General features: G+C 51.1%; 19 protein-coding genes and 1 riboswitch. Of the genes, 12 read left to right on the forward strand and 7 right to left on the reverse strand.

Annotated features, from left to right (window positions below):
* The first annotated feature begins 70 nt into the window (after window positions 1–70).
* The 4 genes from PHQ97_06955 to trpB all read left to right on the forward strand — a co-directional run bounded on the left by PHQ97_06955 (window position 71) and on the right by trpB (window position 3,758).
* Window positions 71–715 (forward strand): lactate utilization protein, encoded by a 645-nt coding sequence (locus tag PHQ97_06955; protein MDD4392473.1) that lies wholly within the window; start codon window positions 71–73, stop codon window positions 713–715.
* Window positions 716–738: 23 nt separating this feature from the next.
* Window positions 739–1,668: a DMT family transporter gene (locus PHQ97_06960; protein MDD4392474.1), complete on the forward strand. Its 930-nt coding sequence runs from the start codon at window positions 739–741 to the stop codon at window positions 1,666–1,668.
* Between the two features lie 429 nt (window positions 1,669–2,097).
* A complete protein-coding gene (locus PHQ97_06965) occupies window positions 2,098–2,337 on the forward strand; it encodes a PAS domain-containing protein (protein ID MDD4392475.1) in 240 nt (79 codons plus the stop codon).
* Between the two features lie 203 nt (window positions 2,338–2,540).
* Window positions 2,541–3,758, forward strand: a complete 1,218-nt coding sequence (gene trpB / locus PHQ97_06970; GenBank protein ID MDD4392476.1) for a tryptophan synthase subunit beta — start codon at window positions 2,541–2,543, stop codon at window positions 3,756–3,758.
* A gap of 236 nt (window positions 3,759–3,994) precedes the next feature.
* Here trpB and PHQ97_06975 read toward each other — a convergent pair whose 3' ends face one another.
* From PHQ97_06975 to thiM, 5 genes are all read right to left on the reverse strand, one after another.
* Complete coding sequence (locus PHQ97_06975; protein ID MDD4392477.1) at window positions 3,995–4,948, reverse strand: ABC transporter substrate-binding protein; 954 nt, start codon at window positions 4,946–4,948, stop codon at window positions 3,995–3,997.
* Window positions 4,932–5,696: an ABC transporter permease gene (locus tag PHQ97_06980; protein ID MDD4392478.1), complete on the reverse strand. Its 765-nt coding sequence runs from the start codon at window positions 5,694–5,696 to the stop codon at window positions 4,932–4,934. The genes PHQ97_06975 and PHQ97_06980 overlap by 17 nt, the downstream gene beginning before the upstream one ends.
* Window positions 5,693–6,487: an ABC transporter ATP-binding protein gene (locus PHQ97_06985; protein MDD4392479.1), complete on the reverse strand. Its 795-nt coding sequence runs from the start codon at window positions 6,485–6,487 to the stop codon at window positions 5,693–5,695. The genes PHQ97_06980 and PHQ97_06985 overlap by 4 nt, the downstream gene beginning before the upstream one ends.
* A 52-nt stretch (window positions 6,488–6,539) precedes the next feature.
* A complete protein-coding gene (thiD, locus tag PHQ97_06990; protein MDD4392480.1) occupies window positions 6,540–7,364 on the reverse strand; it encodes a bifunctional hydroxymethylpyrimidine kinase/phosphomethylpyrimidine kinase in 825 nt (274 codons plus the stop codon).
* Window positions 7,365–7,440: 76 nt separating this feature from the next.
* Complete coding sequence (gene thiM, locus PHQ97_06995; GenBank protein ID MDD4392481.1) at window positions 7,441–8,247, reverse strand: hydroxyethylthiazole kinase; 807 nt, start codon at window positions 8,245–8,247, stop codon at window positions 7,441–7,443.
* 186 nt (window positions 8,248–8,433) lie between these two features.
* A riboswitch (TPP riboswitch) is annotated at window positions 8,434–8,526 on the reverse strand.
* A gap of 488 nt (window positions 8,527–9,014) precedes the next feature.
* Between thiM and PHQ97_07000 the strand changes: the two genes are divergently transcribed.
* From PHQ97_07000 to PHQ97_07025, 6 genes are all read left to right on the forward strand, one after another.
* On the forward strand, window positions 9,015–10,457 hold the full coding sequence (locus tag PHQ97_07000) for an exodeoxyribonuclease III (protein MDD4392482.1): 1,443 nt from the start codon (window positions 9,015–9,017) through the stop codon (window positions 10,455–10,457).
* 494 nt (window positions 10,458–10,951) lie between these two features.
* Window positions 10,952–11,203, forward strand: coding sequence for a DUF3820 family protein (locus PHQ97_07005; GenBank protein MDD4392483.1), 252 nt, complete (start codon window positions 10,952–10,954; stop codon window positions 11,201–11,203).
* Window positions 11,204–11,213: 10 nt separating this feature from the next.
* On the forward strand, window positions 11,214–11,432 hold the full coding sequence (locus tag PHQ97_07010; GenBank protein ID MDD4392484.1) for an RNA-binding S4 domain-containing protein: 219 nt from the start codon (window positions 11,214–11,216) through the stop codon (window positions 11,430–11,432).
* Window positions 11,433–11,545: 113 nt separating this feature from the next.
* The gene (locus tag PHQ97_07015) at window positions 11,546–12,286 is read left to right on the forward strand and encodes an NYN domain-containing protein (GenBank protein ID MDD4392485.1); all 741 of its coding nucleotides are present in this window, start codon (window positions 11,546–11,548) and stop codon (window positions 12,284–12,286) included.
* Window positions 12,287–12,578: 292 nt separating this feature from the next.
* On the forward strand, window positions 12,579–12,887 hold the full coding sequence (locus PHQ97_07020) for a serine dehydratase beta chain (GenBank protein ID MDD4392486.1): 309 nt from the start codon (window positions 12,579–12,581) through the stop codon (window positions 12,885–12,887).
* Between the two features lie 239 nt (window positions 12,888–13,126).
* Entirely contained in the window at window positions 13,127–15,826 is a 2,700-nt protein-coding gene (locus tag PHQ97_07025; protein MDD4392487.1) for a PAS domain S-box protein, read from the forward strand.
* Between the two features lie 36 nt (window positions 15,827–15,862).
* On the opposite strand, the gene PHQ97_07030 is transcribed toward PHQ97_07025, so the two are convergent.
* Window positions 15,863–17,749 (reverse strand): DEAD/DEAH box helicase, encoded by a 1,887-nt coding sequence (locus PHQ97_07030; protein MDD4392488.1) that lies wholly within the window; start codon window positions 17,747–17,749, stop codon window positions 15,863–15,865.
* Window positions 17,750–18,155: 406 nt separating this feature from the next.
* Window positions 18,156–20,663, reverse strand: a complete 2,508-nt coding sequence (locus PHQ97_07035) for a glycogen/starch/alpha-glucan phosphorylase (GenBank protein MDD4392489.1) — start codon at window positions 20,661–20,663, stop codon at window positions 18,156–18,158.
* Between the two features lie 211 nt (window positions 20,664–20,874).
* Between PHQ97_07035 and PHQ97_07040 the strand changes: the two genes are divergently transcribed.
* Both PHQ97_07040 and PHQ97_07045 read left to right on the forward strand, forming a co-directional pair.
* Window positions 20,875–21,003 carry a hypothetical protein gene (locus tag PHQ97_07040; GenBank protein ID MDD4392490.1) on the forward strand — a complete coding sequence of 43 codons (129 nt, stop codon included), beginning with the start codon at window positions 20,875–20,877 and terminating at the stop codon, window positions 21,001–21,003.
* Between the two features lie 326 nt (window positions 21,004–21,329).
* Complete coding sequence (locus PHQ97_07045) at window positions 21,330–22,355, forward strand: hypothetical protein (GenBank protein MDD4392491.1); 1,026 nt, start codon at window positions 21,330–21,332, stop codon at window positions 22,353–22,355.
* The last annotated feature ends 26 nt before the right edge of the window (window positions 22,356–22,381 follow it).

The raw sequence follows: 22,381 nt of genomic DNA on the forward strand, positions 1-22,381 counted from the left end.
TGCGTCGCATGTTTGCGTGAGACATTATTAATCTCGAACTAACCGGATCCGAAAAACCATGAACACGCCCATGAAAACATATTGGAAAAAAAGGCTTGAACAATGCAGAAAATCTCTGGAAGGCAACAATTTCGGAGCCTGCATTGCCGATAACCGCACCGATGCAAAAAGGATTGTCATTGAAGATATTCTGCCGGAGATCAAGGCAAAAAGCGCTGCATGGGGCGATTCCATGACGCTTCGTGCCACAGCCGTTTTAGATGAAATCAGGTGCAATACGGATATGGATCTGATAGAAACGTTTGATCCGAATATCTCCCGTGAAGAAAGCATCGAACGCCGCAGAAAGGCCCTGCTGGTCGATTTTTTTCTGACGGGTTCCAATGCGGTTACCGAAACCGGCCAGCTGGTGAATCTGGATATGATCGGCAACCGGGTGGGGGGAATCACATTCGGCCCGAAGCATGGGGTCATTTTTGTCGGCCGGAACAAGATCGTTTCCGATATTGAGACCGCCAAGAGGCGGATAAAAGCTTACGCCGCGCCTGTCAATGCGATCCAGCATCCCGGATTTAAAACGCCGTGCATGAAAACGGCCTTCTGCACGGATTGCAAAAGTCCGGATCGTATCTGCAACACATGGGCCATTACCGAAAAGTCATTCCCCGCCGGACGGATCACCGTAGTGCTGATCAATGAAGGCCTGGGATTATGAAAATCCGGTCCAGGAGTTTTCAAGTGCCAGAGAGATCAGTCCCGTCTTCCATGCTCGCCGGTTATTTTTTTGCGATCGCTGCAACCGCCCTCTGGTCGGGAAATTTTATTGTCGCCCGGGGCCTGAATGAAAGTATCCCTCCCATCAGTCTTGCTTTCTGGAGATGGGTGGTCGCTGTCGTTGTCTTTTTGCCGTTTGCCGCAAAACGCCTGATCGATGAATGGTGCACGATCCGAGAGCATTTGCGGTATCTGTCCGTCACCGCTTTTGTCGGCATTACACTTTTCAATATGTTCATCTTTTATGCCGCTCACACGACGACAGCGATGAATCTTTCCTTGATTGCGATCTCTTCTCCGATTTTTATCGTCATTTTTTCCAGAATATTATTTCAGGAATTGATCACCTTTAAAAAAGGCGCCGGTATCATCCTTGTGCTCGCCGGCGTTCTGCTGCTGATCAGCAAAGGGACTCTTTCCATCCTGCTGGATATTTCCTTCGCGATTGGCGATATCTGGATGCTCGCCGCATCGATTTTATTTGCCGTTTACAGCATTTTAGTAAAACAAAAGCCGAAACAGCTGAGTATTTCAGCGTTTCAGCTCGCTACATTTATTCTGGGGCTTATTTTTCTCTTCCCGTTTTTTATCTGGGAGCATGCAACGACGCCGTCTGTCGTTTTCGACACAGCAATCGTTGCCTCCATTCTTTACGTCGGAATTTTTGCATCCCTTTCCGCTTTTGTTTTATGGCATAGATCCATCTGCATCATCGGCCCCTCAAAAGCGGGGATGATTTATTACACACTGCCTGTCTTCAGCGGCATTTCAGCCTATTTCTTTTTGAATGAAGCAATCAGCATGATCCATTTTTACAGTGTGCTATTGATCGTTTCAGGCATCGTTATCACAAATCATGAAGCAAAGAAGGTCTCAGTGGGGGTTCATCCATAAATCCGGTTTTCAAAAAATGTATATTAGGGAAAGTCTGATTTTTTTATGCCGAAATTATGATCGAGCCCGTTTCCTCAAACGGCATTCCGAAAGTATCGGTTTCCATCCTGATTTGAAAATAATTTTCCGAGCATGAGTCTCCTTCTTGCTTGTTAAACTGAGCGTCATGGGATAAGATTATTTTTGCATGAAAATAGAGACATTGATTTTTTGATTAATCAATTTACTATAGTCACAAATCAATGGCTGCCCCCGGTCCTGTCGATTTGGTTGAGCCTTTTTTTTCGGCTTCAAGAAAGCAGGATATCTTATCCTGCAGAGAGGCCTGACATCTTTTACCGAACGGAATCTGAACCTGACGCACATGAAAAAGGCAGACATCGCTGTATGGACGGATTCCGGCCAATATAACTTAACAACGTACTCGTTATGAATGACGATTCTGAAACAAAGCAGGACCTGATCAATTCCGTCCCGGTCCCGATTTTTTATAAGGACGCACGGGGCGTTTATACCGGATGTAACCCCGCATTTGAGCGTTTTACCGGCCTTGGGAAAAATGACATTATCGGTCGGACCGTATATGACATAGCACCGAAACATCTGGCCGACATTTATCAGCAAAAGGATCGGGAATTTGTCCATCAGTATCGGTACCGTTTTGTATGATCCGAAAACCCCCTGCAGCCTGGATCAACTGATGGCAAAAGCCGATCGGCGCATGTACCGACAGAAAAATGACAAACGGAAATAATTTCTCATGATGCTCCCGCCGCACCGGGAGAATAGTGGGAACGGGTAAATGACGGCAGGCAATAAAACCCATTGCCCTCGTTTCAATCGAGGTGCCAACAACAACTATGAGGTGAGAGATGACTGAAGAGATCAGACAGTATAATGTTCCGGATGAAAACGGTTTTTTTGGAAAGTATGGCGGAAAATTTCTGCCGCCCCAGCTCGAAAAACCCTTCGCCGAGATTACGGAGGCCTACCACAATATTGAAAACGACGCCACCTTCATTGCCGAACTGCGTTATATCCGCAAGCATTTTCAGGGCCGGCCGACGCCGGTTTGTCACGCGCGGACCCTGTCTCTGAAGAACGGCGGGGCGCAGATCTATTTGAAGCGGGAGGATCTGAATCATACGGGCGCCCATAAACTCAATCATTGCATGGGTGAAGTTCTGCTTGCCAAATACATGGGTAAAAAACGGGTGATAGCCGAAACCGGTGCGGGTCAGCACGGCGTAGCCCTGGCCACGGCGGCTGCCTATTTCGGGCTGGAATGCGAAATACACATGGGCGAAGTCGACATTGCCAAGCAGGCGCCGAATGTCAGCCGCATGAAGTTGCTGGGGGCCAAAGTGGTGCCGGTGACCCACGGTCTCAGGACCCTGAAAGAGGCGGTCGACTCCGCGTTTGAAGCCTATCTTGCAGACTACGAGAACTCGATTTACTGCATTGGCTCGGTGGTGGGACCGCACCCGTTTCCGCTCATGGTGCGTGATTTTCAGCACATCGTGGGAATCGAGGCCCGTGAACAGTTTCACGCGATGACCGGGTATCTTCCCGATGCGGTGTGCGCCTGTATCGGTGGCGGCTCCAATGCCATCGGCATTTTTTCTTCATTTTTAAATGATCCCTGCGAGCTGTTTGGTGTAGAACCCCTGGGACGGGGCGAAGGCGTTGGAGAAAATGCGGCAACGATGAGCTATGGGCGCGAAGGCATTATTCATGGATTCAAATGCTACCTGCTGCAGAACGAAGACGGTTCTCCTGCACCGGTTTACTCGTGCGCCAGCGGCCTGGATTACCCGGGAGTAGGCCCTGAACACTGTTACCTGAAAGATGCCGGCCGGGTGAAGTATGTAACCTGCTCGGATGATGAATGCAAAGATGTCTTTTTCAAGCTTTGCCGTCTGGAGGGCATCATCCCCGCGATTGAGAGTGCGCATGCGGTTGCATTTGCGTTAAAAAAGGCACGCGAGATGAAGAGAGGCACGATTCTTGTCAACCTGAGCGGCCGCGGGGACAAGGATGTGGACTACGTTATCGAGAACTGGGGCACTGGCGATCCGGCTGAGGGCTGATGGCACTGTCGTTTTCCCCTGCGACACGCGATTCCATACCGGAAGCTGATTTTTTTTCAACGGTTCGGTTTTAACCTTTTCCAGGGCCCAGGCGTTGAAGCCGTCAAAAACCGTTTTGGCCGGCCGGCCGATGATGGCTTCCGGGCGGGCCCGGATCATTTTCAACCCCGTGCTGTTGCACGTCACGATCTTTCCGTATCGCCCCATTCCATCTTCCGGCAACGGGATCTGGGTCTCTACTCAAGCTCAACCGCCCAGGTGTCAAGCGGCGGGGCATCTTTTTGGATCATGCCCTGGTCTTTTAAAAAGCGGGCAAACCGGGTATAGCGGTGTCTGTCCAGCGCACCGGGTCGAAGTGCAAACCGGGGCAGGGTATCGGCCCAGGCGCGCCGGTTGAGTTCGTCATTGAGGCTTTCTCTGCCCCGGATAAACAGGTCCCAGCTCTCGTCGGGATGGTTGATCAGAAACTGAACGCCCTGCTCCAGGGCATCTACAAATTTTCGGAATTTTTTCTCCTTTGCTTTGTCGGTATTGGCGACGAGAATCAATTCATCGTAAGCGGGAATTCCGTACTCTTCCACATAAAACGCTCTTCCCGGTTTTTTTTCGATGTCCATCTGATTGAGTTCAAAGTTTCGGAAGGCGCCGACCACCGCATCGGTTTTTTTTGAAATCAGCGAGGGCGACAGGGAAAAATTCACGTTGACCAGATTGACATCGGTCAGCTGCAGGCCTTCTTTTTCCAGCATGACCTTGAGCAGCACCGTTTCAAATCCGCCCACCGAGTAGCCGACGGTTTTGCCTTTAAGATCGGCAATCGTTTTGATATCACTTTTTTCCAATACCACCAGGGCGTTTAACGGCGTGGCGATCAGGGTGGCAATTCTTGTCAGGGGAAGTCCCTGGTCTACCTGCATCTGGTGCTGGTGCTGATACGATACCGCAATGTCTGCCTTGCCTGCGGCAACCAGCTTGGGGGGATCATTGGGGTTGGAGGGCGCGATGATCTCCACATTCAGCCCCTGGTTTTCGAAATATCCCTTCTCAAGGGCGACAAACAGGGGTGCATGATCCGGGTTTACAAACCAGTCCAGCAGAACGGTCATTTTTTCACCGGCCATTGCGGACGGAAAGAAACCAAAGATTACCATAAGGGCCGTGAGGACCACGGTTTTAAACAGGTGTTTCATGGGTCAATTCCTTTTTGGTTTCCCAGAAAATCAGTTTGTCCAGGAAACGGTCAATTGAAAAATAAAGGGCCAGCGATATCACGGACAGCAGCGTTAATGCGGCAAACATGATATCAATCTGCATGCGGGCGTTGGCATGGAGCATGTAAAATCCCAGTCCTGAGCTGGACCCGACCCACTCGCCTATCACCGCGCCGATCGGGGCCACGGCCGTTGCCACCCGAAGACCCGAGGCAAACGCAGGCAATGCCGATGGAATAACGATGTGGCGCAGGGTGGCCAGCGGGGTGGCATCCATAATCCGCGCAAGTTCCAGCAGATCCGCTTCGGTCCTCTGCATGCCGTCGTAAAATGAAGCGGTCACCGGGAAAAAAATAATCAGCACCGCCATGGCGATTTTCGATGCCATGCCGTATCCGATCCACAATACCAGAACCGGGGCCAGCGCAAACACCGGTATGGCCTGGCTGATCACGATCACCGGCAGCATCCAGCGTTTCAGGTGCGGGGAGACGATCATGGTCAGCGCAAAGCCAGTGCCGAGGAAAGTGCCGATAAACAGCCCGGCAACCATTTCCGTCAGCGTTGTTTTTAAATGGAATAAAAGGGTCGGAAAGTTGCCGAAAATCGCTTTAACAACGGGCACGGGACCCGGAAGAATGTAGTGGGGAACCCCGGTGACGGCAACCAGCAGCTGCCATGCCAGAACCAGGCTCAAAATCAGTATGGCAGGGCGCGTGATTCTCACGACACTTCTCCCATCAACCGTTTGAGCAATCCGGCATAGAGCCCGGCGGTTTGCGGATCACCCGCATCACGGGGCGGATTGCCCGGCAGATGGAGCACGCTGCCCATCTGGACAGGGGTTCCCGACATTACATGGATCCGGTCGCCCATCCGGAGCGCTTCCATGGGATCGTGGGTCACCAGAAGAACGGTGGCGCCCTTGATCATGCCTGCGGCCAGGTTCTGGAGCCGGATCCGGGTGAGCGCATCGAGCGCCGAAAACGGCTCATCCATCAGCAGGACCTGGCGATCTTCCATCAGGGTTCTTAACAGCGCAACCCTCTGGCGCATGCCGCCTGACAGGGCCGAGGGGTACGCCTGCTCATACCCGCCAAGGCCGGCTTCGATGAGAAGTGCGGCCGCTTTTTTTCTCAAGGCCTCCGATACGTTTTTTTTAAAACCGGGTGCTCTTAAGGTCGCTCCCAGCAATACATTGTCGATGATGCGCATCCAGGGCATCAGAAGGTCATTCTGGGCCATCCACGCCGCCTTGTGATCCTGCCGCTTTCCCCCGGAAAATCGGATCCGGCCTGTGTATGTCAGTGAGGGATTGCCTGAGATCAGCTTCAGCAGGGTCGATTTGCCGCACCCGCTGGGCCCGAGAATACAGGTGCAAAGCCCTGCCTCCACCTCGAAATTCAGGTTTTTGAAGAGGGCGCTGCCGTTAAACGAGAGGCAAATATTTTCAAAGGAGATGGACGGTGCCGCTGCCGCATTCCCACAGGCTTCTTTTCTCTCTGAATTGCCCTCCATGAATCCCTGCCTTCTGGTCTGATTTTCGATTTAATTCGCCGGGAAAATCGTTTCAGCTGAATTTGTAAAAATGATGCACAGGCCCGTGGCCGTGGCCGATGGTATATGCGGCGCCGGCGGAGATGGCCTCTGTGATGTACGTTTTTGCCAGCCATACGGCCTGCTCGATATCGTTTCCTTTTGCGATAAAGGATGCGATGGCCGAAGACAGGGTGCAGCCGGTGCCGTGATTGTTACGGGTCGTTACTCTTTTCCCCTTGAGCAGGATGATCCGCTTGTCTTCGCCCAGATAGAGAAGATCGTCGCTGGTGCCGTCTTCAAGATGCCCGCCCTTGATCAGGATGTTTCTGCTGCCAAATTTTGCAAGGTCCTTTGCGGCCTGCTCAAGTTCATTCAGCTCCCGGATCTTTCGTCCCAGGAGCACGGATGCTTCGGGAAGATTGGGGGTGACGATGTCCGCCATGGGTAGAAGATACTTTTTGATGGCATCGATGGCATCATCCCGGAGAAGTTTATCCCCGCTTTGCGCAACCATGACAGGATCGAGTACGATATTGGCGACATTGAATTTTTTCAGCTGAGCGGCAACCGTTTCGATCAATTCCGGAGAGTAGAGCATGCCGATTTTGACGGCATCGGTTCCGATATCGGTCAGGACCGCCTCCATCTGTTGTTTGACAAAATCCACGGGAACCGGGTGGATGCCTGTTACTCCCATTGTATTTTGTGCGGTCAGTGCCGTGATGACACTCATGCCGTAGCAGCCATTGGCGGACATGGTTTTAAGATCGGCCTGAATACCGGCCCCGCCACCGCTGTCAGAGCCGGCAATGGTCAATACCCTGATGTATTTTTTTTGGGTCATGTTATCAGTCATAACAAAAATTCCTTTGCAAAAATTTACCCGGCATGAGCGGGCTTTTGTTTGGGCGCTGATTACCCGATGGCCCGGATTAATCCCTGCTGATCCGGCAGCCGTTTTTTAATTCCTCCGGGCTGATGGTGTACAGCGCGTCCAGCAGGGCAATCATAAAACTGCCCGGCGCCGATGCGCTCCGGCCTGCCTTTTCTCCGGCAAGCCCGAAAAATGAAAGCGCTGTGGCAGTCGCTGAAACCGGGTCATCATCGACTGAGGAAAACGCTCCGATGACCGCGGTGGCAGCGCATCCGGTACCGGTAACCCTCGCCATCATCGGGTGGCCGTTGGAAACCTTCAAAATCCTTTTTCCATCGGTAATCAGATCCACAGGGCCGGTAATGGCAAGGGTTGTCTCAAGCTCCGTTGCCAGAGCCGTTGCGGTTTCAAAGGCATCTTCAACCGTATGCATGGAATCAACCCCTTTTGTTCTCGAAGTTTCATGGCGGAGTGACAGAATTTCAGATGCGTTTCCCCGGATAACCGTCACATTCGTTTCGGAAATGATTTTTTTTGCGGCGTTTGTCCGAAGCGTTGTGGCGCCTGATCCGACAGGATCAAGAATCACGGGGGTCCCCATGGATGTCGCCTTTTTCCCGGCTTTGATCATGGCGCCCACCCACGAATCGGTAAGGGTCCCGATGTTCAGAACCAGAGCGCCTGCAAACGAGACCATTTCTTCAACTTCGTTCTCCGCATGGGCCATGACCGGAGATGCGCCCATGGCCAGCAGAACATTTGCGGTGTAGTTCATGACCACAAAATTGGTGATATTGTGAATCAGGGGCTTGCGCTCTCTGATCCGGATCAGATTTTCAGCTGATTTTTCAGCCAGATATGTCATACCTTCATGCCTCCCTGTTTCTGAAGCTGACCCAGGGTTTCCGAAATAACCGGCCGTTAGCCAGCTGTCAGGATGATAATGGGTTTCCATGCTTTCAAACAATGTTGATTTGAGCAGAATTATGGCAGAAGGGGCTGGATGAGATGCAAAAAATGATCGGCGAGAAAAACTGTTACCGGACAAAAAGATCAGCTTTCTCTGCAATTCCCTACGCTGGCATTAACCAGTTCAGGTTCAATGGGTATCATCTCAGGCAAAATCGCCACCCCTGCAATAACACTCGCGTTCCCAATCGAAAAAAAACACAATTTCAGGTAAGGATACATTACATAAATGAAAACTTATATAAAAATAAGAAGGGGGTGTCAATGCATAACCAGCACTTCAGGTATGGGATAGCGGGAAAACAGGCATAAGGTAGTGAGTTTGATTTCAAGAGACGGATTTCAAAAAAAAGTCTCACGCAAAGGGGATTTATAACCGAGAATAAAAGTGCTAATGAGTGGTTGATGCGGCGTATCCTGTCAAGAGCCTTTAGAAATGTGAAAGTTCACCACAGGACACAGAGAGCACAGAGGGGGGTGACGTTCAAAGATAAAAGCTTTTTGCTTTTTATCTTTTGCCTCAAACGAAGTGCTCCTTAAGCGGTAGCGCTCCTGGGTCCTCCCGCAGGGCGAATCCCGGCGTTGCCAGAAATCTCCAATTACACTATGATAGGGTCTTTGTATCGGCTACGGGCAAACTCGCAACTTTTGACAGGGGGTGACATGACGGAGATAGTCAGGCTTATAGAAGCGGTAAAAAAAGAGGTTCAATCCTATCAGGTTCCGGTGGTGGATCTGATCGCCGTACAGACCGGGGACCCGTTCAAGGTCCTGGTGGCGACCATTTTATCGGCCCGCACCCGGGACGATGTCACCGCCAGCGCCTCGACCCGGTTGTTTAAGAAGGCGTCCGATGCGGCAGCTCTTGCCCGATTATCCGAAGAAGAGATCAGCAAGCTGATCTATCCGGTGGGCTTTTACAAGAGCAAGGCCGGTTATCTTGCCAGACTGTCGGCAGCACTCGAACCGTTTTCGGGCCGGATTCCGGATGATATCGATTCTTTGCTTCAGCTGCCCGGGGTCGGGAGAAAAACCGCGAATCTGGTGCTCAGCGCGGCCTTTGGCAAACCGGCCATCTGCGTGGATACCCATGTCCATCGAATCATGAACCTGTGGGGGTATGTCAAGACCCGGACCCCGCTGGAAACCGAGATGGCCCTGCGTGAAAAGCTGCCGGAAAAATACTGGATCGAAATCAATTCCATCCTGGTTGCCTTTGGTCAGGGAACCTGCAAACCCGTGGCCCCTCACTGTGACCGCTGTGTGATTCAGGAACTCTGCCCGAAGATCGGCGTTACGCCGCGGCAAATCCCTTCATCGAAAAATCGCTCCAAATCCGGTGGGGGCAGAACCTTTATATCCTGGAATGTCAACGGCATCCGGGCTGTCGAGAAAAAAGGCTTTGTCGATATCGTCAAAGGCCTGTCACCGGATATTTTTGCGATTCAGGAGACCAAGGCCCAGCCCGATCAGCTTTCAGAAGCCCTCCTCAAGATTGACGGATACACCTCTTACTGGCACGGTGCGGTCCGAAAAGGGTATTCCGGGGTCGCCGTGTATGCGAAGGCGGAACCCCTTTCGGTCATCTACGGGTTGGGAGATGAGTCATTTGATCAGGAAGGCCGGGTCCTGACCCTTGAATATAATGATTTTTACCTGATCAATGCCTATTTTCCCAATGCCCGGCCCGGCCTTGTCAGGATCGGGTATAAACTGGACTTCAACCGGGCCCTGCACCGCTTTGTCACCGGACTTGCGGAAAAAAAATCAGCGGTGATCTGCGGGGATTTCAATGTCGCCCATAAGGCGATCGATCTTAAAAATCCGGCGTCCAACGAGAAAAATCCGGGCTATTCCCCCGAAGAGCGGGCCTGGATGGATACCTTTATCGGGGCCGGGTTTATCGATACCTTTCGCAAATTTGATTCCGGCCCGGACAACTATACCTGGTGGAGCTACCGGTTCAATGCGAGGGCCAGGAATATCGGCTGGCGTATCGATTATTTCTGCGTGGACCCGGGCAGCGACTCCCGGGTCACCGGGGCAGGGATTTTAAAGGATGTCACGGGCTCGGACCATTGCCCGATACGGCTTGAATTCAGGTAGCTCAGGAATAAGGGCTCGCTCAGAAATAAGTTCGCAAGTTTAAGTGTTGAGGCGCCTGTCTGGCAAAGCACGAAAGGGCAGGAATATCAAGCATATTGCGAGCTTTCGTAACGCAGCCAGGCAGGATGCATCGGCGCTTAAAATGGGAAGTTATTTCTGAGGGAGCCCTAAGGGTCTCGGCTATAATAAATTTTTCACATGGGCAGAATTTTTGGCCGTTATGCCAATGCGCCATAGATATAGACGCCAGAAAAAAAGATCGAGTTCTGCGGGTGTATCTGTTATAAATTATCGGGTGCCGATGATAAGATATCGGCATGACCCTGTTGAAGATTTTTTGTAACAGAAAAACCCCCGCGCCGGGGTCGGGGTGGAATCAGAATTTCTGAATTTTTATCTGAAAACGGGAAAAGGTGGTACTTTGGAATTTCCTCTTTAAGATTTTGAAAGGGTACGGCGCTGGTTTTAATCTGTTGATCGTACAGGATGATGTTATGAACGATGAAAACAAGTGCCCGGGCACGCCGGTTTTCCCCGACCCTGACAGCTTTCTGAAGCTTGCGAGGGCTAAAATGCCGTTTGGCAGATATGCCGGATGCCTCTTGGTTGACCTTCCTGAGCCCTATGTTGTCTGGTTTGCCCAGAAGGGATTCCCGGAGGGTGAGCTGGGTGAAATGCTGCGGGCGGTGTATGAAATCAAGGTCAACGGGCTGGAATATCTGTTTAAACCTTTTAAGAACGTTTAAGGAAAACCGTATGGATACGTTTGAGATATCCGGTGATTATATCGAGCTCAATAAGCTTTTGAAAGCCTCGGGGCTCTGTGATTCCGGAGGAATGGCAAAATTGATAATTGAAGAGGGCCGGGTCAGGGTGGACGGAAACGTCGAGTCCCGGAAACGATGTAAAATCAGAGACGGCCAGAAGGTCGCGCTGGATGATGCGGTGATTCTCGTCGTCGGGCCCCGGCAGTGAAAGCTTTCCCGCTTTCCAGTATTTTTCTTTCTTTGTCCGGAAAGGGTGAGGAATCCGGTCCGGTAACCGGATTGGATGGCATCCCGGGCCATTGAAGTTTATAAGGAAAAACCATGTCAGACGGAAAAATTCAGAAACTGGCCGTGTTGATAGACGGAGATAACGCTCAGCCGTCCACGGTAGAAGGACTGCTGGCGGAAATCGCAAAGTATGGAACCGCCAATGTGAAACGCATTTACGGTGACTGGACGGTGCCGGGCCTTAAAGGCTGGAAGGAAGTTCTGCTGCAGTATTCCATTCAGCCCATACAGCAGTTCAGGTATACCACAGGCAAAAATGCTACGGACAGCGCACTGATCATTGATGCGATGGATCTGCTTTATACGGACAAATTCGATGGGTTCTGTATCGTATCCAGTGACAGTGATTTTACCAAACTGGCGTCACGGATCAGAGAGGCGGGTCTTATCGTTTACGGATTTGGCGAGAGAAAGACACCATCGGCATTTGTCTCTGCATGCGATAAGTTCATATTCACTGAAGTGCTCAGATTCAAGGATGACGACAGTGAGTCCATTAAACGCAAAACGGCCAATGAACTGATGCAGGACTCTAATCTATTGAATCTGTTGACAAACTCTGTCGATGCATCTTCGGATGACAGTGGCTGGGCTCATCTTGCCGCCGTAGGCAGCAACATCGCCAAGCAGGCACCGGAATTCGATCCGAGAAACTATGGGTACAAGAAGCTGAGGGAGCTTGTGATGGCGATAAAACTGTTTCAGCTCGAAGAACGGTCAGTGGGTGGAGGGCAGTCGACGGCGATTTATTTAAAGGACAAGAGAAAAAAATAAATACATTGTCTAAAATGGCACAAAAAATATACCCTGTGAAGGTCGGTCCCCCCCCTTTTTTGCAGCGGTGATTTTTATTGATATTAATCAACGCCGCATATCATTTGTCTATAATCGTATTCTGCTGATAATCGATTTACGCTTTGATACGGCAAATGCAGCCAGTGCTCCTTTAGAAACTCATTATTACGGTTTGCGCCTTGATCCTGTTTTCAAATGCCAAAAAAACTGTTAGAATTTCAGTTGGGCGTGAACTGTTCATTATTGATGTAATTATTCAGGAACCGGTCAAATGAAAACCCTTCGGGAGCTATACAGAATCGGATATGGCCCTTCCGGCCGTCATACCATCGCGCCTTACAGGGCCGCGACCCTTTTTGGACGCGAGCATCCGGACGCTGAAGGGTTTCGCGTCACATTGTACGGTAGCCTGGCTGCGACCGGCAAAGGGCATATGACCGATGTCGCCATTCAGGAGGCATTTTATCCCCGTGGTGTAGAAATTATCTGGGAACCATCGGCTGAGCTTCCGCTTCATCAGAACGGCATGCGCTTTGAAGCGGTCAATGCTTCCGGCCGTTATATATTGCCTCAAGGATAAGCTTTGCTGCGATCATGAAGCGATTCTCGACGCCCTTTCAACGGCCGGCCTCATACAGGGAAACATCCACCGGCGGGCTTGCACGCGTGTATAAAAAGCGAATCTTCGGCGTAGCGGAAGAAGGACCTTCCGATGGTGAGTTTTCTGAAAATGGAACATAACCCCCGAATTATACCGTGGACGGATGCGGCAAATTATATCCGGTTTACACGTCCTGCCTTTACGACGAGGGTGCTTTCATGAATAGACTGTTATCCCGAATCAAGTCTGTCTGCCTGAAAAATCCGGCCTTCAGAATCGTCTCCATCTATGCAGCATTTGCCATCCTATGTACCCGGTTTTTTGACCGGATAGTATTTTTTCTTACCAAAGATGCTGACGTTGTTAATCGGATACAGACAACCAAATGCTGGATATTTATCATTATTACAACCTCATTTATCTATGTTCTTCTCCATAAAGAGATTTTCAGATGTAGGCAGGCAGAGGAGGTGCTCCGGCAGAGCAGAGAGCAATACCGGTCCCTGGTCGAAGGCATCAGCGAATGGATATGGGAAGTCAACCGGGATGGCGTCATCACCTATGCCAGCCCCAAGATCAAAAGCCTGTTAGGGTATGCACCGGAGGAGGTTGTCGGCAAAACCCTGTTTGATCTTCAGACTGAAGATGATGCGAAGCAGAGTGCGGAATATTTCAGGAAACGGGTTGCCAGCCTCGAAGCCTTTGAAGGGTTTGTGAGCCTGAATTTTCACAGGGACGGGCGGCGGGTGATGGTGGAAACCAGCGGGATGCCCATCGTCGATGGAAAAGGAAATCTGCTGGGATTTCGGGGGATGAACCGCGATGTCACCAAGCGGAAGCAGGCGGAGGACGAGGCGAAAGAAAGCCAGCGCAAGCTCGTTACGCTGATGGGAAACATACGGGGCATGGCCTATCGCTGCCGGAATGATTCGGACTGGACCATGGAATTTGTCAGCCAGGGGTGTCTGGGATTGACCGGATATCTTATAGAAGACCTGGTCGGGAACCGAACGCTCGCATACAATGAACTGATTCATCCGGATGACAGGGATGCTGTCTGGTATACTATCCAGAAGAGGTTGTCGGAAAAGTTGTCATTTCAGCTGAATTACCGCATTCTGACAAAAACAGGAGAAACAAAACAGGTGTGGGAACAGGGGGTGGGGGTTTTTTCTGACGCAGGAGAGCTGCTGGCGCTGGAAGGATTCATCACCGACGTAACGGAACAGAAGCAGGCGGAGGAGGAAATACGGCGAAACTGCGACATTCAGTCCACCATCAATGCACTGTTGAGTCTCACACAGATCGATACGTTTCTTGACGAGTTGTTGCAGCGCGCGGTGGATCTGGTTCTGTCGGGTGAAAGGTTTTCCCCGGAGGCGACGGGGTGCAGTATCTATCTGGTCGAAAATGAAGCAGACGTGCTGAATATGAAGGCTTCGAAGGGGGTTCCCGAATCTGTCCGAAGAACGTGCGCTTCAGTTCCTTTCGGCAGATGTCTGTGCGGGCAGGCGGCGTTGACCGGCCGAATACAGTTCGCAAGCCATCTGGACGACCGCCATGAGATCTGCTGTAAAGGCATGGGACCGCACGGGCATTATTGTGCGCCCATCCTTCTGAGCGGAAGAACCATCGGTGTGGTCAATATCTATCTGAAGGAGGGCCACCGGCATGATCCGAAAGAAGAGTCGTTTCTGTCAGCAATTGCAAATAATCTGGCCGTGATCATTCAGCGCAAGCGCATGTCAGAAGAAAAAGAACGGCTGGAAAGACAGCTCCGCCAGGCCCAGAAGATGGAGGCAATCGGTACGCTGGCTGGCGGTATCGCCCACGACTTTAATAATATTCTGATGGCCATATTCGGGTATGCAGATATGGCCATGATGGAACTGCCCGCAGACAGCGAGGCAGCCGCTCAGATTGCCGAAGTTCTCAGGGCGGCAAACCGTGCCAGGGATCTGGTAAAACAGATTCTCTCTTTCAGCCGTCAGACGGATCATGAACGCAACCCCGTTCAGGTCCACCTGATTGTCAAGGAAGCCCTTAAACTGTTACGGGCCTCCATTCCAACCACGATCGAGATCCGTCGGAACATTGATCCTGCGTGCGGGTATGTGCTGGCCGATCCGACCCAGATTCATCAGGTGATTATGAATCTGTGCACCAACGCCTACCAGGCCATGCGGACAGGGGCAGGGGTGATGGCCGTCTCCCTTACAATGGTTGATATCGGCCGGGATGATCACAAGGCCGCGGACATGGATCTGGTTCCCGGTCCGTATCTGAAACTGGAAATCAGTGATTCCGGGCACGGGATGGACCGTGCGACGCTGGAGCGGATATTTGAACCCTATTTTACGACCAAAAGAAAGCTGGGGGGGACCGGGCTGGGACTTTCCGTTGTCCATGGCATCGTGAAAAGTCATGGGGGTCATATCACGGTGTACAGTGAACCCGGCAAGGGGGCCACCTTTCTCGTATACCTGCCGATGATTGCTTCAGCTGCTGAAAGTCCCCGGTCAGAGGACGTAAAGGCCGTACCGAAAGGAAATGAGCGGATTCTGCTTCTGGATGACGATGCGTCTATCGTGAAACTGGAGCAAAGCATGCTGGAAAGCCTCGGGTATGAGGTCACCGCCGAGATGAGCAGTGAGAAGGCGTTGCAGATATTTCGGGCTGCGCCCGAAAAATTTGATCTTGCCATCACGGATATGACCATGCCCCATATGACCGGTACGAAGCTGGCGCAACAACTTCTTGCAATCAGACCGGATATCCCCATTATCCTCTGCACGGGCTTCAGTGAACTGATCAACGAGGAAACGGCCAGAGCCATGGGTATCCGTGAATATATCATGAAGCCCGTCGTTCGCAAACAGATGGCAGAGATTGTCAGAAAAGTGCTGGATGAAAAATGAACTGTCAATATCCGGATGACGGAGGCGGAAGCCGGATCAGCGCTTCGCCGCGTTCAGGTTTCCTTTGCGATGTACTTTCTTTTTATCCGTTTTCCCAAAATAGCCCGTTTTGCTTCCGGCTCTTGCGTCTTCCTCTGCTTTTCGAACGTATCCCGGTCGGCTTCCGGGTCTTGTGCTTTTTTCCGCTTTTCGAGTGTAGCCCGATCGGCTTCCGGCTCTTGCGTCTTCCTCTACTTTTCGAACTTTGACCGGTCTGCCGTCGAGGCGTGCGTCATTGAAACATGCGTGGATTTTTTCTGCCGCGCTTTTTTCGACCTCAAAAAAAGAAAACTCCCGGTTCAGGTCAATGGCGCCGATCATGCTGGACCGGATGCCGGATTTGTCGCAGATCAACCGGACGATCGCTCCCTCATTGATTTTGTCCAGCTGTCCGATATTGATAAAAAACCGTTGGGTCTGCTTCCCGTTAAGTCTCTCTTTGCGATTTGTCGGTCTTGTCGGCCTTGCCGGTCTTGAAACGGACGGGGCAGCCGTTTTGGCATTGATGTCGCCGGCATGTCGATAATACTCGAGAAGCCGGTTAAACTCAGCTGAAATAAATCTTTGGATCAGCTCTTCTTTGTCGATGCTGCCCAGGGCATCGTAAACAGCGGGGAGATAATCGGCAATTTCATTCCGGTTTACATCTGTATCGACGATTTTTTTCACCAGACCGATCAGCTGCTTTTCGCAAATGGCACGGCCGTCCGGTATCTTTCCGCATTCGAAGCGGATATTGCCTCTTGACTGTAATTCCCGGATCCGACGCATTTCCCTGGTGTTGATCAGGACGATCGAGGCGCCGGACTTTCCGGCACGCGCGGTTCTTCCGCTCCGATGGGTATAGGCTTCCGCTTCATCCGGCAGATTGTAATGAATGACATGGCTGATATCCTCCACATCAAGGCCTCTGGCCGCAACATCGGTTGCCACAAGAATCCGGATGTTTCCTGCCCTGAACTTTCGCATTACGTAATCGCGCTGGGTCTGGGATAAATCTCCGTGAAGAGATTCGGTCAGATAACCGTCCTGCATCAGCGATTCGGCTACGGTCTGGGTTTCTTTCCGGGTTCTGCAGAAAATCAGCGCAAACATGTCGGGCGTAAAATCAATGATCCGTTTCAGGGCTTCATACCGTTGTTTTTCGTGAGTCATATAGTAGGTATGGACGATGTTGGCGGGGGTCTGGTTTTTAGCGCCTACCGTCACCTCAACCGGATTGGTCAGGTAATTTTTGGCAATGGCCGCAACGCCATTTGGCATGGTTGCAGAAAACAGCCAGACTTTTCTGCGCGCCGGCACTTGATCCAGGATGCTGTTGATATCTTCCTGAAATCCCATATTCAGCATCTCATCGGCTTCGTCCAGAACGGTATATGAAATTCCGGACAGATTGACCGCCTTTCGATTGATCAGATCAAGCAGACGGCCGGGCGTGGCGACAATAATCTGGGCGCCGTTTCTCAGCTTCCGTATTTGGGTTGAAATATCGGCCCCGCCGTAGACGGCGACGATGCTGATGCCTTTCACATGCGCTGCAAATTTTTCAAAATCATTTGTAATCTGCATGCACAACTCCCGGGTCGGACAAATCACGATCCCCTGAGGCCGGCAGAGCGCCGGATCGATCAGCTGGATCATCGGCAGACCAAATGCGCCGGTTTTACCGGTTCCTGTCTGGGCAAGTCCCACAAAATCCCTTTCTCCGGTAAGGAGTGTGGGGATCGCTTTTACCTGAATCGGGGTAGGCGTCTTAAATCCAAGGTCTTCGACGGCTTTAACCAGATTTTCCTTAAGCCCTAATGCGCTGAAACTCATTCCATTTTCTCTTTCAAAAAATGCCGGAAGCGGAACTGACTTCAGTTTCCGGCATATATGCTCCATAAAAAAAGCCGCCCAGGTAAATCTGGACGGCATCACGCTTGCGAACCTCTGAAAACCGGAATTTTAAAATTGAACGACAACTTTTGGTGGGCTTTCAGACCAGTTTTGATACATATATCCCTATATGATCGATTTATCAATCTTTTTTTATTTAAATTTGATCGGCCGGGCATTTTATCGGCATGGATTCTGCTTTCCGGCATCAAGGGCGTCACGAACAGGGGCCCGGGAGAGATTTACGCGAAATCCGGATAAAACAGGTTCCGCGCTTCAAATAAGCCGATCGTGCAATGTCGTACGCCGGCAACGGCCGGGACTTTGAAACTACACGTAAGAGAATATGGCCGCAGTGATGATCAGGCCCGATTTTCTATTCCATGGACCGGCCCGCCCCAGGGCTTGCGTTTTACCGCGGGATGCCTTGACCGGTGACCGGCCGGCTCTCTTCCATCGGGGCCACGTTCCAGATGGTTTTGGCATATTCGAGCACGGCCCGGTCGCTTGAAAAATATCCCATGCCGGCCGTGTTGAGAATAGACCGTCGGGTCCACAGCCCGGTATCCCGAAATATCCGGCTGACGTCCTCCTGTTTGCGGATATAGGATCGATAATCCGCCAGGATAAAATATCGGTCGCCGGCTGCCAGAAGGGACTCCCGGATCGGGTCAAACAGGCCCGGAGATCCGGGAGATAACTTGCTGCCGGTCAGCATGTCGATGGCCTGTTTCAGCTCCATATCGTTAAGATAATATGCTTTCGGGTTATACCCTCCGGCTTTCAGGTTTTCCAGTTCTTCAACAGTTAAACCGAATACAAACATGTTTTCCCTGCCGATTTCTTCCATGATTTCGATGTTGGCGCCATCCAGCGTGCCGATAATCTGGCTGCCATTAAGGGCAAATTTCATATTTCCGGTGCCGGAGGCTTCCATGCCGGCCGTGGAGATCTGCTCGGACAGGTCGGCTGCCGGAATGACTTTTTCGGCTTGAGTTACGCTGTAGTTTGACAAAAAAATGACTTTGATCTGCCGGTTGACGTCCGGATCGGTATTGACAAGATCCGCCACCGAATTGATCAGCTTGATGATCAGTTTGGCCAGGGTATATCCCGGTGCGGCTTTGCCGCTGAAAATGAAGGTTCTGGGGACACCCGCCGATGACGGGTTTTCTTTCAGGCGGTTGTACAGGGTCAGGATATGGAGCACATTCAGCAGCTGGCGTTTATATTCGTGAATACGCTTGATCTGAACATCAAACAGCGAATTGATGTCAACGCTGTGTCCGGTTTTTTTAAGTATATACCGGAAAAGGTGTTCCTTGTTTTTACGTTTGACCCGCTGCCATGCATTTTGAAATTTTGGATCATCCGCGTAAGGAATCAGGCCCTTGAGCTTGTTGAGATCGCAGATCCATCCGGTTCCTATGGCTGAATTGATCAGGCCGGTCAGATCCGGATTGATCTGCAGGAGCCATCGGCGGGGTGAAATTCCATTGGTGATGTTGTGAATTCGGCCCGGGAAAAACAGTTCGAAATCTTTGAAAAGGCGTGTTTTCAGTATGCGGGTGTGCAGGGCCGATACGCCGTTGACCGCGTGGCTGCCGACTATCGCCAGGTGGGCCATTCGAACCCGGGGCGCATCTCCTTCCTGAATGATAGACATGCGGGATAATATTTCCGGATTGTCCGGATACCGCGATGCAACCTGTTCCATGAACCGTCGGTTAATTTCATAAATAAGCTGCATATGCCGTGGCAGATTCTGTTCTAATAGCGATACCGGCCAGGTTTCGAGTGCTTCAGGCAAAACGGTATGGTTGGTATAGGCGAAGGTGCGCACGCAGATATCCCACGCTGTGTCCCATTCCAGCTTCTCTTCGTCCAGAAGCAGTCGCATTAATTCGGGAATGCTGATGGCCGGATGCGTTTCGTTCAGATGAACGGCGACCATATCCGGAAAATCGGTAAAGCTGCTGTGGTATTTTTTGTACCTGCGCATAATATCCTGAAATGTTGCGGAAACAAAGAAATACTCCTGTTTGATCCGAAGCGTTTTGCCCACCATGACGGTTTCACTGGGATAGAGCACCTTTGATATGTTTTCACTCAGCGCCTTTGCCTGCATGGCGCCCATATAGTCTCCCCGGTGGAAATATTCGAGGTCAAATTCACGGCTGGACAGGGCGGCCCAAAGCCGCATGTTCGTGACATAGTCATTCCTGAAGCCGGGTATGAAGATATCGCAGGCCATGGCCATGACATTGTCCGTATCTTCCCAGCGGTATCTGAGCTTTCCGTCTGCATCGGTGTACGAACTTGACCGGCCATAGAATTTGATTTCATACAGATAGCCCCGTCGCTGGATTTCCCAGGGGTTGCCGGATCGAATCCAGTTGTCGCATTGTTCCACCTGATATCCGTTGACGATGGTTTGAAAAAATATACCATAATCGTAGCGTATTCCGTAACCGTAACCGGGTATTTTCAAGCTGGCCATTGAATCCAGAAAGCACGACCCCAGTCTTCCCAGTCCTCCGTTGCCCAATCCGGCATCCCATTCCTCATCCTCCAGGTCTTTCAGGGAAAATCCGGATTCTTCGAGGGCCTGAATGCACTCCTCTTTCATGTCCATATTCACGAGGTAGTTCATCAGAAAACGACCGGGAAGGAATTCGAGGGAAAGATAATATACCCGTTTGGTGCAGGTATCGTAATAGGCTCGCTGTGTCCGGAGCCATCGTTGTATGAGCCGGTCCCGTACTGAATAGGCCAGACCGTTGTAATAAAGATGCATTTTGGGCGGGTAGCAGTCATTGCCCAGTGTGGACACAATATGGCTTTGGATGCTGCGCCTGAGGGGGGCGCTTTCGTTAACATTGGTTAATCGGGTCTGGGGAGGATCTTCTCGCTTGTCCATGGTGAAATTATCCGTCCGGGTAAAAGTGTATTGAAACCGTTGCCGGCTTCGGCCTTGCCGGGAAAATTCGTTCCCGTGACTGCCGTCGGGCGCCGGGGATACGGAATTGCCACTGATAGGTGATGGCGTTATTGATGTGCAGCCGGTTCTTATAAAATAACCGGTTGACGGATATAACACAATTGAATTTTTTCCCGGTTCATGAAGACGGATGCTGACGGGCACGCTGGTGGTCCGGTTTATCGAAGCCGGAATGAGGCGTATCCCCCATAAGGTCGGAGTTTTTCAAGAGGATTATCCGTATGTCCTTATTTTTCTGCCCCGGTGCCGAAAAGGGTGAACGCGGGAGAAAAATTCGGCAGATGGGCAGTCGGTCTGGATTGCGGCGGATGTGATACCTGTTGTATTCCTGTTGATTGTGAAATAATTTATATATATTAAGTTGATGACCGCTTTTCAGTAAAGCTTGTGTCATTCGGATTTGCAGGACAGATCAGCAGAAAGGGCTTCCCATGCGCTTCCGGATTTTAAATCGATTGTACGCATTCCGGATGATAAGGACAGGGGCTTCGGCAGGACGGTGCTTTTTTGTACAGGCCCATAGACCATGGCAGTGCCGTACCGGTATAGCCCCGATATACACTTTTAAAACAGGGGATTGTTATCGTGAACCATATGTTTCATAAACGGGTTGTTGAATCGACGTTTCTGGATCCTGCGAACGGATTTGAAAAAAAAACCATTCCGATTGAAATCAGAACAGATCGCTTTACTCAGAGGGTATCGCGGGTGTTGACAGACAGAATGAAATTTCCTGAAGCGGATCTGGATACGGGGCTGATCGAAAAATCATTGCGGAACTGTCCGTTTTGTCCGGGTAATCTGGAAACCATGACACCGAAATTTCCGGCCTCAATGGTGCCCGAAGGCCGGATCCGCTTCGGAAAATCAACCGTTTTTCCAAACGCGTTTCCTTACAGCCGTTATGGAAGTGTAACGGTTATGTCAGAAACGCACTATGTGCCACTGCATCGCTTCGCTGACGAGCCCGGGATACTGGCCGATGCGATAAAAGCCAGCCGGCTGTATATAGATGCCGTGAAAAGTGCCGTTGTGGGGCTTTCATACGCATCCATCAATTGGAACTTCATGCCGGGAGCCGGCGGCGGATTGATTCATCCCCACCTTCAAACCATTGTAACCCGCGAACCGGCTGCTTTCCATCAGAAGCTGCTGAAGGCATCGGCTCAATATTCCTCGGGGCATGGGAAAAATTACTGGGCTGATCTGATCGACTACGAAAAGGAAAATAAGAGCCGGTATCTGTTCGGCTGCGGAGGAATCGAATTTTTGTCATGTTTCAGCCCGGGAGGCATGTTCGGAGAGATTCTCGCGGTGTTCACCGGTATTACGAAGTATCAGCAGATCGGTGAACCGGTCTGGGGTGATTTTGTCAGCGGATTGTCGCGTATTATCGGCGCATTGAGCCGGCAGCATCTGAATAACCTGAACATGACCCTGATGCTGTCTTTTGACGGAGATGACCACTTCTGGATCCAGGCACGGGTCATTCCCCGGCTGACGCTTCCGCCATTCGGGACCAGCGATGTCAATTTTTTTGAAAAAGGCCATGGCGAAATCATCGTCACGGTGCCTCCTGAAGCGCTGGCCGGATATGTGGGAGACGAATGACGCATGTATCAAGTCGGCTGCAGATA

Source organism: Desulfobacterales bacterium, assembly GCA_028704555.1.
GTDB lineage: Bacteria > Desulfobacterota > Desulfobacteria > Desulfobacterales > JAQWFD01 > JAQWFD01.